Genomic DNA, 16,296 nt, shown 5'->3' with positions numbered 1-16,296 from the left:
TGATGTCCGCAGTGACGAGCTTCTTAACGACCACCGAACCGCTGTTCCTCTGGCTGTCGGGCGCCGCCCTGGGCCTGCTGGTCGTCGCCACCCTGATCGGCGCCGTCCTCACCCATCGCGTGCGGACGCCGGCCGGGCACGACACCGTGCGTAACCTGAACGCCCGAATCCGCTCCTGGTGGGTGATGGTGGCGCTGTTCGCCGCGGCGATGCTGCTGGGCAACGTGGTGACGCTGGTGCTGTTCGCCCTTCTCTCCTATCTGGCCCTGCGCGAGTTCATCACGCTGACGCCGACCAAGCGCGGCGACCATGCCGGGCTGTTCCTGTCCTTCTTCGTGGTCGTGCCGCTGCAATACTGGCTGATCGGGATCGGCTGGTACGGGCTGTTCTCGATCTTCATTCCCGTCTACGTGTTCATGGCGCTGCCGTCGCTGTCGGTGCTGGGCGCCGACCCCACTGACTTTCTGACCCGCACCGCCAAGGCTCAATGGGGGCTGATGCTGGCCGTCTACTGCACCAGCCATGCGCCGGCTCTGCTGTGGCTCGACATCCCCGGATACCAGCTGCCCAGCGCTCTGCTGCTGCTGTACCTGATGACGGTGGCGCAGTTGAGCGACGTCTTCCAGTACGTCTTCGGCAAGCTGTGGGGCAAGACCCGGCTGTCGCCCGGCATCAGCCCGTCTAAGACGGTGGAGGGGCTGGTCGGCGGAGGGCTGAGCGCCGTCGCCGTCGGCACCGGGCTGCATGTCATCACGCCCTTCTCGCCGCTCCAGGCGGCGGGCATGTCGCTGCTCATCGTGATCGCCGGCTTCTTCGGCGGCTTCGTTCTGTCGGCGATGAAGCGCGATCTCGGGGTCAAGGACTGGGGCACGATGATCGAAGGTCATGGCGGCGTCCTCGATCGCCTCGATTCCATCGTGTTCTCGGCGCCGCTGTTCTTCCACCTCACGCGCTACTGGTTCACCTGAGCAGAGGACGGAACTACATACCGCCGCGCCTAGGTATTGACACATGGGAACCACAGATAGCTTATGAGGGAGCGGAGGCGCTCTGGTCTGGCGGTGAGGGCGTTCCAGGCGTTACAGCAGGCCTGAACGACGGCCTCGTAGTCGTCCAGGAGCCGGTGGGACAGAAAACGCTCGCGCAGGCACAGCCAGACGCGCTCGATAGTTTTGCCATGGGACCTCTCTCTGTTGGGTTCCTGCTGAAGGGCTCAGCCGGTAACGGAGGCGTCCTGAGTTGGGAGATCCCGCAAGCGGACAAGCCAAATCCGTTGGCCGCCGACCTGTGCCAGATGGCCCTTGATGCGTCCGCGTCGGAGCCAGCCGTAGACCGTTTGGCGATGCACTCCCAGGTGTTCGGCAACCTCTTGAAGGGTCAACTCGTCCTCCGCGCCTCGCGGCACGTCCTGTGACCAGATTGGTCGTAGGGCTGCGATCCCGTGCCGCTGAAGCAGACGGCGGACCATGGGCGCGTTGAACATCGCCCGTTTCGCTGGCCGCCAGCCCTCCGTGTTCAGAACCTCGGCGATCACCTCCGCCGTTCGCCCTTCACCGCGCAGTTCGCTCAAGCGGGCGATCAGCCGCTCATAATTCTTCAACTGCTTGAAACGGCGGATTGGGCGCGTGACCTCATGGTGAGTCTGGACGCCGCCGGCCCAGTGGCATTCGACCCGGACCCATTCGGTGTCCTCCTCGACGCGGATGACCACCCGGTCCAGCATGGCCCGTGCGATCGCCTGCCGATCCGCTGCTGTGGTCGTGGCCTCTCTCCACAGCGCCGGGACGTCCGCGGCCAACTGATGCACCGCCTGCTTTTCGGCTTCGCTCAGGCGCAAAGGTTCCCGCGCCAAGGCTCGGTCATGCTCGGCTTGCGCGGCATCTCTGGCGGCGATGGCCGCCTCCCAGTCCCGTTCCAGGGTGCGGGCAACCAGACGGTTTTCCGGGTCCACGGCCTCGTAGCGCCGTCGCGCCGATGTCATCTCATAATCGGCGCGCTCGAGCCGAAGCCGCCATTGCCGGTGCCGTTGCTCGCGTTCGAGTTCGAGGTCCTCGGCGGCCTGGAGGCTCAATTCGATCGCCGAGGGGGCAAGCGCCTCGAGCATCAGAGCGGCGACCAGCGCGTCCACCGGTCGGGCGCTGACCGATTGGCAGCGCGGTCCACCGAACGTCGTCTGGAGTTGGCAGCACAGATAGCGCGCCTCGGTTCCCCCGTCGCGGTAGCTCATGGACATGCGCCGCCCGCATCGGCCGCACCGCACCAGCCCCGCGAGGAGAGCCGGTCCACCGCGGGGAACGCCATTCTGTCGGGAGCGGTTCGCAGCCATCTGCTCCTGATTCCGCTCGAAGGTGTTCCAGTCAATATAGGCCGGCCAGCAGTCCCGGCGCAGTACCGTCCACGCGGCGGGATCGTGCACGAGGCGCCGGCCGCTGTGGGGTTTGCCCGGTTGCCGCAGTCGGGCATCTTGTCGCCGCCGGCCATACACGTAGGCGCCGGCATAGGCGGGATGATGGAGCATGTCGCCGATGGTGGCCCGGTTGGGACGGCTCCAGCGCACCTCACCCTTGCGCGGTCCCGTTCGGATGCGGTCGGGGAGCCTGAGATCATGCTCGACCAGATAGCGCAGCACCCCGTTCACCGAGCGCCGACGCTCGAACACAGCGAAAACCAGCCGGACGGCGGCCTGGACCTGCTCATCCGGATCGAGGGCAACCTCGCCGGACGGTCGGATGACGAAACCACGCGGCAAGCCCACGACCAAGGCGCCACGCGCGGCTTTGGCACGCCGACCCTCGAGCATGCGGGCCTTCAGGATGTGCAACTCCGCCTCGCTCATCGTGCCCTTCAGCCCCAGCAGCAGACGATCGTTGTAAATGGACGGGTCGTAGATCCCATCGGCGTCGCCGATCAGGGTGTCGAAGAGCGCGCACATTTCCAGCAGTTGGTGCCAGTCGCGGCACGAGCGCGCCAGTCGGGACACCTCAATGCCGAGCACGAGGCCGACATGGTTGAGGCCAACTTCGGCAACAAGGCGCTGGAAGCCGGGTCTGTCCAAGGTGGAGACGGCGGAGCGCCCGAGATCATCGTCGATGACCATCACCTGCTCGCGGCGCCATCCGAGCCGGCAAGCCCGCTCCGCGAGCGCATATTGCAGGCGGGTCGATTCCTGGTTCCGCTCGACCTGCCGCATGGTTGACTGGCGGACATAGACCACCGCCTGCCGATCACGATGGCGGGATCGGACCTTGTCGGGGAACGGCGGCTCGGTTAGAGGCGAATCTTGGTTCATCACTGGCCTCCTGGGCCGCAACCAGGCGGCTTCGGATCAGGCTGGCCACCAGCACGATCAGTCGCCGCCGCCGGTCGGGCGGCAGTTCCAGCCACTGGATCGCTTCCTGCCTTGAACTGCTCATGATGTCGCGCCATCCAGACGGCCAGAGCATGAAGAGCCTCATGCCCCAGCCGTGGTGTCAACAGAACCGTCGTTTCAGAGGTTCCCTGCCGGTGTGTTTTCGACCGGGTTCAGCTCGGGACTGTAGGGCGGCAGCGGTACCAGCGTGATGTTGTCTGGCACGACCAGCGGTTTCGTTGCAAAGGCTGGCCGAGGGTGATCGCGCCCCGGCTCAGCAACTTTAGGCGGCAACCCCGAACAGGTTGGCGACGAAAGCGGCCTGGGCCGAGATGTCGTTGGCGGGCATGGCGGCGATCTGCCCTTTGCGACCCATCGCCAGGCTCTCGTAGCCCGCGGTCGTCCGGCGCGCGGTGTGGAAGCTCTTGAACCCAAGCCCCGGCCGGACCAACCGCTTGACCTGGCGGTGATCCTGTTCAACGATATTATTGAAATATTTGACTTGCCGCATCTTGGCAAAGCGCCACAGCTCATTGTCTTTCTTCATCGCTTTAGTCGCGCTGGGGTAGGCGGCTTTCTTGTCGACGGTAATGGTGCGTGGGTTGACCGCATGGGCCTGCCTCGGCGCCTTGCGGAAGCATGACGTCTATGAACAGGTTCTGAGCCTTCGCGCCAGCTTGTTTGACGGCGCAGGTCTGACGTAGAGGATCACATTCATTCCGGAGGCGACCGATGCATTGCCTACGCTGCTCTTCGACCGCGACGCCGGAGAGTTCGGACCGGACGGCCCACGGCTACCGCCGCTTCCGCTGCCAGGAGGGTGGGCGTGGTTTCAACGAGCGCACCGGCTCGGTGCTGAACCGCCTGCAGGTGTCTTCCGACGTCGTCTTCCTGATCGTGCTGTGGCGCCTCCGGTTCAAGCTGAGCCTGCGCGATCTGACCGAAATCCTGCTCCTGCGTGGCTTGGTCTTCTCGCACGAGGCGGTGCGTGACGGGGAAACCAAACTGGGCCCGTTGCTCACCGGTGCCCTGCGCCAGCGACGCGGGGGCAAGATCGGCCGTAGTTGGCTCGTTGATGAGACGTCCCTGAAGGTCGGCGGGCGATGGCAGTGGCTGTACCGCCCCATCGACAGCGATGCTCACTTGGTCGATGTCCATCTCAGCGCCAACCGCGACCAGGCTGCCGCCGAAGCGTTCTTCCGCTCGGCCATTGAGGTGACCGGCATCATGCCGGAGACCATCACCACCGACAAGTCCGCCAGCTACCCGCCGGCCTTCCCCGAGGTCTTCGAGGACGACGTCGAGCACCGCACGTCGAAGTTCAACGGATGAAATAACAACCATATGGAACAAGCTTAACGCGGGGTGAAAGGCCGTACCCGGCCGACGCGCGGATTCAAGTTCTCCACCAGTGCACACCGGTTCTGCCGAGCCCACGACGAGGTCCGCAACTTCCTGTGCCCGGCAACCCGGCACAACCAACACATCCCAGAGGCCCAGCGACGGGCAATCCATGTCCAGCAGGTCGCCGCCCTGCGCGACATGATCGCCGCCGCGAATTTCATGGCGTCCTCCTGCTGACCATCGGGCCGTCAGCTCAGGCTTGGCGCGACACCTGACGGAACCAGGTCATGAACATCATGTCCAGCTTGGGCATGCCGACCACCCGCAACGTCGCCTGATCACCACTGGCCGCCGGTGAACTCCGCCCACGCGTCGATTTGTGTGCCAAAGCCGGGCCTCTTCAAACTGCGCCACCTCCGTGCTACAAGCTGGCGCTGTGCCCAGCGCCGCCGACCGGCGACGGCCCTGGCTGAAGCGCTTCTCATCCGACCGTATAGCCGCCGTCGACCACTAGCTCCTGGCCGTAGATGTTCTTTGCCTGATCGGAGGCGAGGAACAGCGCCGCGTCGGCGATGCTCTCCGGGGCGCCGAACGCGCCGGGGAACAACCGGGCCGTGACGGTGGCGGCGACCTGGCCCAGCGCGTCCTCGGGCAGGCCAACCTTGCTCCAGATCGGTGTGGCGATCGGGCCGGGGGCGACGGCATTCACCCGGATGCCCTGCGGTGCCAGCTCAGCCGCCAGTGTCTTGGTCGCCGAGGTCAGCGCCGCCTTGCTGGCGCTGTAAATCGCAAGACCGGGGAAGCCAACCTGCACCAGGAATGTGGTGACGAAGACGATCGAGCCGCCCCGGCGCACGTGCGGCAGGAACAGTCGCGCGGTCTGCAGCGCCCCGACGAAATTGACCGAGAATTGCTCGTCGATGGCCTGTTCGTCGCTGTCGGCGAAGGAGACCACCTTGGCGATGCCGGCGTTTGGCACCACCACGTCCACCTCGCCGAAGCGCTCAATCGTCTCCTTGACCAGACGCTCGAGGTCGGCGCGCACGGTGACGTCGCCAGGCACGGCCAGCACCTGGTCCGGATTCCGTGCGGCGAGATCCTGAAGCGCCCCGGCGCTGCGGGCGAAGACGGCGACCTTGGCGCCCTCGGCCAGATAGCGTTCGACAATGGATGCGCCGATGCCGCTGCTACCGCCGGTAACGACGGCGACCTTGCCGTCCAGAAGCTTCGCCATGAGGGTCTTCCTGTTCGAGATTGAGACCGGGAGCCGTGTGGATCCCGACGTCGGAAGCATCGGAGAAATCAGGTCCGTGAGTCTTGACCGTGGTCAACCAAGTGGGCGTGGGCGCCCCTGCCGGTTGAAAAAGCCCTGGTTGCTCAGGGCGTGGCGGCAGACCGCTGACGTTGCGCTTCATACGGCCTGTCGCGGAGGCCGTACCCGGATCCGAGCCAGTGTCCGCTGACCGGGGAAGTTAGGGCCTCGATCTCCCGCCAGAGCTGAGCGGCGCTGTGGCGGCCGTCATCCCAACGCTGTCGCAGGTGACCGAGGAACGGATCAAGCCGGCTCCCCTTGGCTGGCCGACGCCATGCCGGCGGTTGCGCGGATCGCAGCCACACCCGCACCAGACGGTTTCCCGCAGAGGCATCAGCAGAAGAGTACTGGACACCGCTTCTCATGTCGACAGCCGCAGATAGAAGGTCGGCAGCACCTCCGGCAGCTTTTCGGCGCGGTCGATCACCATGACGTTGCGTGCCCCGAACATCCGGGTCAGGTAATCGCGGCCCTGAGGATCAAGCCCGATCACGAAGCAGTCGATCCCCCGCGACGCCAGCCCCAGCACGGCGCGGCGGGCGTCGTCCAGCAGGTAGCGCCGGTCGGCGACGTCGATGTCCGATGGCTCTCCGTCGGTCACCACCAACAGCAGGCGGCGATGGGTCGTTTGCTGTTCCAGCAGACGTCCGGCATGGCGCAACGCGGTGCCGAGCCGGGTGGACAGGCCGGCCTTCAATCCGGCCATCCGCCCCTTGGCAGGGGCATCGTAAGGCTGGCGGAATGCCTTGATCCGGTAATAGCTGACATCCTGCCGCCCGTTGGACCGGAAGGCATGGATGGCGAAGGGATCGCCCAACTCGTCCAGTGCCTGGGCGAACAGGGTCGCGGCCTCCCGCTCGACGGACAGAACGCTGCGTCCGCCCCCGGCGATAGGATCGTCGGTCGAGGCGGAGACGTCGAGCAGCAGCAGGACCGACAGGTCGCGGTTGCGGCGGACCAGCACCTCATGCACCCGCGGATCGGGAGCCTCGCCGCGGCGGTGGCTGACCATCGCGTCGATGCAGGCGTCCAGATCCATGCGGTCGCCCTCCGGCTGCCGGCGCAGCCGCACCGGTCGGCTGACCTTGGCCGAGCGGACCAGCGCGGTCAGCCGGTCAGCGGTCGCCTGATGACGCTCGACGATGCGGGCGATAACGGCGGGGTCGCCGGGCTCGGTCCGGCGTTCGTTCAGCACCACCCAATCGGGACGGTCGATGCCGACGCGGTAGTCCCATTCCGGGTAGCGCAGCGGCGGGGCGGTAATCTCCTCCTCCCCCACCGCGCGGGCGGGGACGTCAGTGGCGGACAGCCTGGCCGGAGTGGCTCCCTCCCCCACCTGATCGTCGGGGCGGCCTTGGTCGCGTTCCTCCTGCTCGGTGCGGAAGGCCTCGAACACGGTTTCGGCGTCGCTGGGCGGGATTGGCGGCGCCTCACCATGGTCCCACAGGCCGAGATTGTCGTCGCGGTAGGCCGGCTCGACGATATAATCCTTGGAATTGAACTGCACCCGCATCTGGCCGAGGTCGTTGCCCAGCAGCCCGCCGATCCGGCGGCTGAGCGCCGGGCTGTGCCACTCGGACTCCGCCTCGAAGAACAGGCGCCTGCCCTTGGCCACCCAAGCGTCGTCGTCGCAATGGTCAGGGTCGATCAGCGCACGGGCCAGCCGCGCCATCAGGGCGGGTGCGGTGCCGGCGCCATTCGGTTCGGCGACGTGAAATGGCCGCCAGATCCGCAGCAGGCCAGGATGCTCGCGCATCGCCAGATGCTCGACCCGGGAATCCTCGATCAGCGAGACCAGCGCCAGTTGCAGCGGCTTCAGCCCGGCGGCTGGAAAACGCGGGCCGGTGAAGCGCAGATGCGCCCCCGCGTGGACCAAGGCCGCGCGGAACAGCGCGCCGGAACGGCGACCATCGACGCCGCGGAAGGTCCCGGGCATCCAGATCAGCCCGTCCGAGAGGCTGACCCGCCGCGGCGGGTTGCCGGCGGCATCCGGCTTGGCATGGCGGATCGGCACCCGCAACCGCCACAGGGCGACCAGATAGGCGACCAACCGGCGCTCGACGGAGTAGAAGGCAGCTTCGGCGGGAAATTGGCGCGACTGGTCGTCGGGCATTTGGCCTCCGGTCTAGTTCGCTCTCCCCAAAAGAGGGATGGATTAGGCGATTGCCGCCGACACGGCGGCGGAGAAGGCATCCCGCACATCGGCGTCGTCGGTGATCGGCAGGACCAGCGCGATCCGGCAGGCGGTCTCCAGGGTGATCCCCTGCGCCACCAGCCGGCCTGCATGGATCAGCATGCGGGTGGAAACCCCCTCCTGCAGCCCGTGGCCCTTGAGGTTGCGCGAACTTGCGGCGATGCGGACCAGCAATGCCGCGGTGTCGGCATCGACGCCGGACTCATGGGCGACGATCTCCGCCTCCACCGCGGCGCCGGGGTAGCCGAACTCAATGGCGGCGAAGCGCTGCTTGGTCGATTCCTTCAAGTCCTTAAGGACGCTCTGGTAGCCGGGGTTGTAGGAGATCACCAGTTGGAAGTCCGGATGTGCCTGGACCAGTTCGTTGCGCTTCTCCAGCGGCAGGATGCGGCGGGCGTCGGTCAGCGGGTGGATGACGACGGTGGTGTCCTGGCGGGCTTCGACGATCTCGTCGAGATAGCAGATGGCGCCGTGCCGCACCGCCTGGGTCAGCGGCCCGTCGTGCCAGACGGTGCCGCCGGGATCGAGCAGGAAGCGCCCGACCAGATCCGACGCGGTCATGTCTTCGTGGCAGGCCACCGTCACCAGCGGCCGGCGGAGCCGCCATGCCATGTGCTCGATGAAGCGGGTCTTGCCGCAGCCGGTGGGGCCCTTCAGCATCATCGGCATGCGCGCCGCATAGGCGGCCTCGAACAGCGCCACCTCCCCGGCGACCGGCCGGTAATAGGGCTCCTCCGAAATCCGGTGTGCGTCCAGCGCCATCGGCGCGTCTCCTTATGAGTTGTCGCGGTGAATGGTCTCGCTTCGGAGAGAGGCGGCGGGCGTCCCCCTTCGCCCGCCGCGCCGTCCACCGGATCCTCCGGGAAATCAGACGGACGGACCCCGGTCGTTCAGCGATGCAGTGCAGTTTCCGGGTTGGGGATGCCGTCGATCGGGCATTCCTCCGTGCCGACGGTGCCGCGGGTCATCGCCTCGACACGTGCGCGGGTTCCTTCCGGATCGTTGATCCAGTCATGGTAGAAGCTGTAGGCGCAGGCCGCCTCGCCCTTCGAATCCTCGCCGGAGTTGATCTTGCCGGTATAGCCACGGTGGACCAGCTTGAAGAGGTGGTTTTGCGACTGCATGTTCTTGCGCGCGTCGCGGATCAGCGAGGTGGAGAGCTGGGCATACTGGATGCCGTTCTCCTCGGTACCGCACTCGCCCAGCGTCCGGCCGTCGAAACCGATGATGGCGGAATGGCCGAAGTAGGAATAGACCCCGTCGAAGCCCGCGGCGTTCGCCACCGCGACGTAGGTGTTGTTGGCCCAGGCCATTGCCTTGGACATGATGACCTGCTGCTCCTTGGCCGGATACATGTAACCCTGGCAGCGGATGATCAGTTCGGCGCCCTTCATGGCGCAGTCGCGCCAGATCTCCGGATAGTTGCCGTCGTCGCAGATGATCAGGCTGATCTTCAGCCCCTTCGGCCCGTCGGTGACGAAGGTGCAGTTGCCGGGATACCAGCCTTCGATCGGGACCCACGGCATGATCTTGCGGTATTTCTGAACGATCTCGCCCTTGTCGTTCATCAGGATCAACGTGTTGTAGGGCGCCTTGTGCGGATGCTCCTCATGCCGCTCGCCGGTCAGGGAGAAGACGCCCCAGACCTTCGCCTTACGGCAGGCGTCCGCAAAAATCTCCGTCTCGTCGCCGGGGATCGACGAGGCGGTCTCGTACATCTCCTTGGAATCGTACATGATCCCGTGGGTCGAGTATTCCGGGAAGATCACCAAATCCATGCCCGGCAGGCCGACCTTCATGCCCTGGACCATCTCCGCGATCTTGCGGGCATTGTCGAGGACCTCGGCCTTGGTGTGCAGGCGCGGCATCTTGTAGTTCACGACCGCGACGCCGACGGTGTCCTTGCTGCTGGAAATATCGCCGTGCAACATGGTGTGTTTCCTTCCTGGTCAGTGGATGACTTGGTCTGTGGATGGACAAGGAGAGGGCGTTCCGTCCCGCTGCGTGGCGGGACGGCGAACCCGTGTTTCGGGGTTGAGAGGAATGGGACCGGAACTGTGGCCTAGACGGCCATGTGCCGGTGCACCAGCTCGTCGGTCAGGCTCTCCGTCGGCCCGTGGGCGGCTACCCGCCCCTTGTCGAGCATCAGGAAGATGTCGGAGGCCTGCCGGGCGAACGTCACATTCTGTTCGACCAGCACGACGGTGATGCCGTACTGGCGGTTCAGGGTCATGATCACGCCCTGGATCTGTTCTACGATGTTGGGCTGGATGCCCTCGGTCGGTTCATCCAGCAGCAGGACCTGCGGATTTGCGGCCAACGCCCGCGCGATCGCCAGCTGCTGCTGTTGCCCGCCGGACAGGTCGCCGCCCTTCCGGTTCAGGTTGTCCCGCAGATAGGGGAACATCTCGAATACCAGGGGCGGGACCTCGCGCTTGCCATCCGGACGGGCGAAGGTGCCCATCAGAATGTTCTCGCGAATGGTGAATTTGCCTATGATGCCGCGCCCCTGCGGGACGTAGCCGATGCCGAGGCCGGCGCGGCGGTAGGTCGGCTCGCTCCGGATGTCGCTGCCGCCCAACCCGATCCAGCCGGTGACCCGGTCGGTCAGCCCCATGATGGTCCGCATCAACGTGGTCTTCCCCACTCCGTTGCGGCCCAGCACGCTGAGCAGACTGCCCTTGGGCACCGCGAAGCTGACGTTCTGCAATACCGGGCTGCTGCCGTAGAAGGAATAAACGTCGGTCATGTCAAGCATGGGAGATGCCCCCGCTTCCGAGATAGGCCTCGCGCACCTTGGGATCGTTCTCCACATGGTGGATCGATCCTTCGGAAAGGCGCTTGCCCTGGTGCAGCACGGTGATGGTCTCGGCGATCTCGCGGACGAAGCCCATGTCGTGCTCGACCACGATCAGCGTGTGCCTGCCGCGCAGCCGCTGGAAGATGCGCGAAGTCTTGCCGGTCTCCTGGATGGTCATGCCGGCGGTCGGCTCGTCCATCAGGATCAGGGCGCTGTCCTGGACCAGCAGCATGGCGATCTCCAGCCATTGCGTCTGACCGTGCGACAGGAAGGCGGCCCTGGTGTCCAGTTCGTCCGTCAATTCGACGATCTCAAGCACCTCGGCGATGCGCCGGTTTGGGCGGAGGCCGGGGAACAGGCGGACGGTCCGGGCCGGGCCGGGGTGCCGGGAATGCGCCACCTCCAGATTTTCGCGCACCGTCAACTCCTTGAACACGCTGGGCACCTGGAACTTGCGGCCCACCCCGTGACGGGCGCGCCGATATTCCGGCGCATGGGTGATGTCCTGGCCGTTGAGCAGGATGCGCCCGCCGGTCGGCTGAGTGCGGCCGCAAATCAGGTCCAGGGTGGTGGACTTGCCGGCCCCGTTGGCACCCAGCAGGCAGCGTAGCTCGCCGCGCTCGACCGTCAGATCCAGGCCGTTGACCGCCTTGAAGCCGTCGAAGCTGACTTCCAGGCCGTGGAGTTCGAGATAGGCCATGTCGGTCGTCTCCTTCAGCTCAGCGTGTGGCGGGCATGCGGCGCATCGGTAAGGGCGGCGTCCGCCTTGGGACGGGACGGGCGGGTCAGGCGGTCTGACAGGATGCCGATCAGGCTCGACAAGCCGTTGGGCAGGAAGACCACGACCAGAATGAACATGCCGCCGAGGATGAGCTGCCAAGTGTCGAGGAAGCTCTCGGACAGGCTGCCCTGCATGAAGTTGACCAGGATGGCGCCGATGGCGGCCCCCAAGAGCGAGCCGCGCCCGCCGACCGCCGCCCAGATCACCATCGACAGGCTGAGCGACACCCCCATGAAGGTGGGCGAAGCGAATTCAAGCACCATGGCGTAGAGCATGCCGGCCAGCCCGGCCATGCCGGCCGACACCGCGAAGGCGAGCGACTGATAAGCGGCGACGTCGTAGCCGAAGAAGCGCACGCGGTCGGCGTCATTGCGGATGGCCTGGAAGATCAGCCCGGCCTTGCTGCGGGTGAAGGCGAGGCCGAGCAGCAGGCACAGCGACAACGCCCCGGCGGACAGATAATAGAAAGCGGGACTGTAGGGATCGAAGGTGATGCTGCCGACCTCCAGCCACGCCAAATCGGTGATGCCGTTGAAGCCGCCGGTGTAGGCCTGCTGGTCGATGAACAGCAGATTGACCACCGCCAGCATGGCGAGCGTGATGATGGCGACATAGACCCCGGCGATGCGGGCTCGGAACATGAAGGAGCCGAGCAGCAGCGCCACCACCACCGGAACCAGGACACCGGCCAGCACCGCGAACAGGCTGGAATGGAAGGGTTGCCAGAACCAGGGCAGGTGATCGAGGTTGTTCCACACCATGAAGTCCGGCAGGCCGGCCGACCCGGTGTGGACTGGGCTGGTCTTCAGCTTCAGATGCATGGCGATGGCATAGGCGCCGATGCCGAAGCTGACCCCTTGCCCCAGATTGAGGATGCCGGCATAGCCCCAGCTGAGCGCCAGCGCGGCAGCCGCGAGGCCTAGCGCCAGATAGCGGGCGAACTTGTTCAGCAGGAAGGCGTCGGTGACGAAGCTGGGAACCGCCAGGATGACGGCGCAGAACACGAGATAGGCTGCGAACTGGGCGTAGGGCTTGCTGCGCGACAGGGTCGATTTCGACATAAGCGGACTCCGGGCGACGGGACTGGCCGGGGGACTTGCCCCGTTGCGGAGATCTGGTTGGCCAAGGTTGGCAGGCTGGTCATCGGGGAACTGGACACTGGTCATCGCCACTCCCTCCTCACCGGCGCCGCTGATCGACGAACAGGCCCTGCGGACGGAAGCGCACCAGGACCACAACCGCCAGGAAGACCAGCGCCTTGGCCAGCGTGTCGTTCAGCAGGAAGGCGATGCCCGCGGTGCCGCTGCCGAGCAGGCCGGAACTGACCACCGTGCCGATCAGGCTGCCGACGCCACCGACCACCACCACCATGAAGGCATCGACCACGAAGTTGGTGCCCATGTCCGGCGCGACGCTCTTGATTGGCGCCACAAGCGCGCCGGCCAGCCCGGCAAGGCCGGAACCGAAGGCGAAGGTCAGGCTGTAGACCCTGGCGCTGTTGATGCCGTAGCAGCTGGCCATCTCGCGGTTCTGGGTGACGGCGCGCAGCTTCATGCCGAACTCCGTCCGTTGGATGAGGAACCAGGTCAGCGCCAGCAGGGCGGCGGTCAGCGCCAGGATGAACAGGCGGTAGCTGGGGATGCCGACTCCGGCGATGTCGATGCTGCCGGACAGGAACTCCGGCGTCTGGACGTAGCGCAGCTCAGCCCCGGCGGACAGACGCACCGCCTGTTGCAGCATGATGCCGATGCCCCATGTCGCCAGGATGGTGTCGAGCGGCCGGTGGTAGAGGAAGCGGACCACCGTGCTCTCGACCACCCAGCCGGCCGCCGCCACCATGAAGAACACCAGCAGCAGGCAGGGGATCAGCGGAAGGCCGAACTGGGACTGGAGGAACCAGGTTCCGTAGGCACCCAGCATGACGAACTCGCCATGGGCGAGGTTGATGACCCCCATCGCACCGTAGATGATCGCAAGGCCGAGTGCCACCAGCAGCAGGATCGAGGCGATGCTGAGCCCGGTGAAGAGTTGACCGAAGAAAATATCCATAAGCCCCTCCGACGGGGACGGTGTCGGGCGACGCCCTCCCCTGCCCGTTCCTATTGCTCACGCACCCTTCAGGCCATCCTTGGTGCAGCTCTGGCCGGGATAGGCCCAATAGGGCTCCGGCTTCACCCAATCCGCCGATTGCTGGATGACCTTGAACTGGCCATCGGCCTGGGCCTGGCCGATCTTCGGCCACAGGTAGCAGTGCAGGTTGTCGCCATCGACCTTCACCTTGCCCTGCGGCGCCAAGATCTCGAGGCCCGCCGTTGCGTCGCGGATGGCGATGGGGGTGATGTCGCCCTTGCCGATCGTCTCCGCCGCCTTGCGGAACAGGTGCATCTGGAAATACGCCGCCTCCGACACGAAGTGCGTCACCGAATCCTTGCCGAAGCGCTTCTGGTAGTTCTCGACGAAGGCCGCGTTCTCCTTGGACTGGTGGCCCATGAAGTACGGGGCGGAGGTGAAGTGGCCGGCGGCGTACTCGCCGCCCATCGCCGCGATCTCCACCTCCGACGTGGTCAGGCTGGCCATCGGCATTTTGTCTGGATTGAAACCCGCCGCCTTGTACTGCTTGTGCAGCGCGATCACGCTGTCGCCGACTACGGTGGAGAAGATCACGTCCGGCTTAGTCTCGCGGAACTTGTTCAGCACCGAGCCGAATTCCGAATGGCCGAGCGGCACATATTCCTCGCCGACCACCTCGCCGCCCAGCTCCTTCAGCAGGATCTTGCAGACGTTGTTCTCTTCTTTCGGGTAGATGTAGTTGGAGCCGATCAGGTAGAACTTCTTGCCGAAGGTCTTGACCAGCCAGGGGATGAACTCCTTCTGCTGCTGGTTGGGCACCGCCCCGGTGTACATGACGTTCTTGGAGCACTCGCGGCCTTCGTAGAGCGTCGGGTACCAGTAAAGGTTCTTGCGCTTCTCGAAGACCGGCAGCACCGCCTTGCGCGAGGCGGAGGTGTAAGAGCCGAAGACGCTGACGCACTTGTCGTTCAGCACCAACTTGTTGGCCTTGTCGGCGAAAGTGGCGGGGTCGGAGGCCGGGTCCTCGACGACAGCGGTGAGCTTCATCCCGTTGATGCCGCCGGCGGCGTTGATCTCGTCGATGGCCATCAGGGTGGCGTTGTGCATCGACTTCTCGACGACCGCGGTGGTGCCGGTCAGCGAGAAGAGAACGCCGACCTTGATCTCGCCGTTTGCCGCCCAGGCGACACCGCTGTCCTTTATCCAGATGTGCGGGAAACCGACCGATCCGGCCACCCCGGCGACGGCCGTCGATTTCAGAAAATTACGCCGTGTGAAGGTCATGACGTGTTTCCTCCTCGTTTGCCTGTTTTTGCTGGTTCTTCGGCACAGACAGGAGAGCGCACAAAAAAAGCCCCACCCAGGCTGGCGGCCTGCTGGGGCTTCATTGCCTCGGCGCATCTCCCGGCGTCATCGGCGGGGTGTGCCTGGTGCGTTCTCAAATTGAATGATCAAATTTTAAAATATTCAACGAATGGCGGCGCTGATTATGCAGTATTGTTTTTCCTGGCCCCGAATGGATCAGGCGCCAAGCAAAGCAACAGTATTGCGCGACAAGAAATGCGTCGCACCGATCCGTATAGATTGAACGATCAGATTTATCCCTGCACAAACCTGCCCATCGGCCTCCTTCGCATCTGTGGTGCCGGAGTGCGCGTCGGTACGTTAGGTTCAAAAACAAAAAACCCCAACAAGGCTTTCACACCTTCCGGGGCACCATCGCCTGCTCGTCAATCCGACATCATTGGCGGACTCGAGCGATTTGCTTCACTTGCTCAGTAAGATGCACATCCCGTCGCCTTACCGTCAATATCAAAAATGATCAGCGAGTCGAATTTTCTGCCATGAGCATTTCGCTGGCGTCGATGATGGCGGCGGCGACCGCCTCGATCGTCGTCCGCCGGGCCATGGCGCGCTCGCGGATGAACCGGTAGGCTTCCTCCTCGGTGATCCGCCGCTGCTCGATCAGGATCGCCTTGGCCTTGCTCACCTTCTTGATGCCGTCCAGCCGCTGCTCGACTTTCTGAAGGCGCTTGCGCATGCCACGCTCCCCCTCCGCGGCACGGTGGACCATGAACATAGTGGTCAGCAGGCCGAAGGCGCGGATCGGCTTGCTGACGAAGCCGCGCACCCCGTAATCGACCAAGGCCTTCAGCACGGTCGGACTCTCGTAGTCGAGCACGGCGACGATCGGCGGTCCTTCGTCGGCGGTGGACCAGGACAGCCGTCCCTGTCCCGACAACAACTGGGTCATGTCGAGAAAGATCAGATCGACGCCGCTGGGACGGTCCTTGGGCGGCGGCCATTCGGCCCGGGCCTGGCAGCCGATCCGCTGGAGCTGGCGCAACAGTTCCTCCGCCTCAGCATCCTGCGGATGGATGACCACAACGCGAAAGGAACGGATGTCGCGGAGCAGATTGATCGACATGCAGCGCTTGCCCCGTTT

At 65.1% G+C, this 16,296-nt stretch carries 14 protein-coding genes and 3 pseudogenes; 3 read left to right on the top strand and 14 right to left on the bottom strand.

Translation table 11 applies throughout. The features are described 5' to 3' along the window. The first annotated feature begins 2 nt into the window (after positions 1-2). Entirely contained in the window at positions 3-968 is a 966-nt protein-coding gene (locus ACWPKK_RS22415; protein ID WP_452008631.1) for a phosphatidate cytidylyltransferase, read from the top strand. A gap of 245 nt (positions 969-1,213) precedes the next feature. Here the strand turns inward: ACWPKK_RS22415 and ACWPKK_RS22410 are convergent, their stop codons facing one another. Continuing rightward, the gene (locus ACWPKK_RS22410; RefSeq protein ID WP_452004842.1) at positions 1,214-3,289 is read right to left on the bottom strand and encodes a recombinase family protein; all 2,076 of its coding nucleotides are present in this window, start codon (positions 3,287-3,289) and stop codon (positions 1,214-1,216) included. Positions 3,290-3,632: 343 nt separating this feature from the next. Continuing rightward, a pseudogene (locus ACWPKK_RS22405) lies at positions 3,633-3,986 on the bottom strand (DDE-type integrase/transposase/recombinase); the annotation flags it as partial. Positions 3,987-4,081: 95 nt separating this feature from the next. On the opposite strand from ACWPKK_RS22405, the pseudogene ACWPKK_RS22400 reads away from it, so the two are divergent. Next, positions 4,082-4,930, top strand: a pseudogene (locus ACWPKK_RS22400) (IS6 family transposase). A 16-nt stretch (positions 4,931-4,946) separates the two neighbouring features. On the opposite strand, the gene ACWPKK_RS22395 reads toward ACWPKK_RS22400, so the two are convergent. The 11 genes and pseudogenes from ACWPKK_RS22395 to ACWPKK_RS22345 all read right to left on the bottom strand — a co-directional run bounded on the left by ACWPKK_RS22395 (position 4,947) and on the right by ACWPKK_RS22345 (position 15,134). Beyond that, positions 4,947-5,081 (bottom strand): hypothetical protein, encoded by a 135-nt coding sequence (locus ACWPKK_RS22395; RefSeq protein WP_452008628.1) that lies wholly within the window; start codon positions 5,079-5,081, stop codon positions 4,947-4,949. A 93-nt stretch (positions 5,082-5,174) separates the two neighbouring features. After that, on the bottom strand, positions 5,175-5,927 hold the full coding sequence (locus tag ACWPKK_RS22390) for an SDR family NAD(P)-dependent oxidoreductase (RefSeq protein ID WP_452008625.1): 753 nt from the start codon (positions 5,925-5,927) through the stop codon (positions 5,175-5,177). A gap of 180 nt (positions 5,928-6,107) precedes the next feature. Next, positions 6,108-6,322, bottom strand: a pseudogene (locus ACWPKK_RS22385) (ISL3-like element ISAzs13 family transposase); the annotation flags it as partial. 44 nt (positions 6,323-6,366) lie between these two features. Next, a complete protein-coding gene (locus ACWPKK_RS22380) occupies positions 6,367-8,118 on the bottom strand; it encodes a hypothetical protein (protein WP_452008622.1) in 1,752 nt (583 codons plus the stop codon). A 42-nt stretch (positions 8,119-8,160) separates the two neighbouring features. Further along, positions 8,161-8,961, bottom strand: a complete 801-nt coding sequence (locus tag ACWPKK_RS22375) for an AAA family ATPase (protein WP_452008619.1) — start codon at positions 8,959-8,961, stop codon at positions 8,161-8,163. Positions 8,962-9,089: 128 nt separating this feature from the next. Further along, positions 9,090-10,130: an aliphatic amidase gene (locus ACWPKK_RS22370; RefSeq protein WP_452008616.1), complete on the bottom strand. Its 1,041-nt coding sequence runs from the start codon at positions 10,128-10,130 to the stop codon at positions 9,090-9,092. Positions 10,131-10,261: 131 nt separating this feature from the next. Beyond that, positions 10,262-10,957 (bottom strand): urea ABC transporter ATP-binding subunit UrtE, encoded by a 696-nt coding sequence (gene urtE, locus ACWPKK_RS22365; protein WP_452008613.1) that lies wholly within the window; start codon positions 10,955-10,957, stop codon positions 10,262-10,264. After that, positions 10,950-11,699, bottom strand: coding sequence for an urea ABC transporter ATP-binding protein UrtD (urtD, locus tag ACWPKK_RS22360; RefSeq protein WP_452008610.1), 750 nt, complete (start codon positions 11,697-11,699; stop codon positions 10,950-10,952). Before urtD ends, urtE begins: the two co-directional genes overlap by 8 nt. A 14-nt stretch (positions 11,700-11,713) precedes the next feature. Then, on the bottom strand, positions 11,714-12,841 hold the full coding sequence (urtC, locus tag ACWPKK_RS22355; protein ID WP_452008607.1) for an urea ABC transporter permease subunit UrtC: 1,128 nt from the start codon (positions 12,839-12,841) through the stop codon (positions 11,714-11,716). A gap of 118 nt (positions 12,842-12,959) precedes the next feature. After that, entirely contained in the window at positions 12,960-13,829 is an 870-nt protein-coding gene (gene urtB / locus ACWPKK_RS22350) for an urea ABC transporter permease subunit UrtB (RefSeq protein ID WP_452008604.1), read from the bottom strand. A gap of 57 nt (positions 13,830-13,886) precedes the next feature. Continuing rightward, the gene (locus tag ACWPKK_RS22345; RefSeq protein WP_452008601.1) at positions 13,887-15,134 is read right to left on the bottom strand and encodes a transporter substrate-binding protein; all 1,248 of its coding nucleotides are present in this window, start codon (positions 15,132-15,134) and stop codon (positions 13,887-13,889) included. Between the two features lie 3 nt (positions 15,135-15,137). Between ACWPKK_RS22345 and ACWPKK_RS22340 the strand changes: the two genes are divergently transcribed. Continuing rightward, on the top strand, positions 15,138-15,632 hold the full coding sequence (locus tag ACWPKK_RS22340; RefSeq protein ID WP_452008598.1) for a hypothetical protein: 495 nt from the start codon (positions 15,138-15,140) through the stop codon (positions 15,630-15,632). A gap of 40 nt (positions 15,633-15,672) precedes the next feature. Here the strand turns inward: ACWPKK_RS22340 and ACWPKK_RS22335 are convergent, their stop codons facing one another. Then, positions 15,673-16,278, bottom strand: coding sequence for an ANTAR domain-containing response regulator (locus tag ACWPKK_RS22335; protein WP_452008595.1), 606 nt, complete (start codon positions 16,276-16,278; stop codon positions 15,673-15,675). Between the last annotated feature and the right edge of the window lie 18 nt (positions 16,279-16,296).

The sequence above is a fragment of the Azospirillum largimobile genome (genome assembly GCF_977007025.2).
The sequence above is the reverse complement of the archived record's forward strand: the minus strand, read 5'-3'. Positions and strand labels throughout refer to the sequence as shown.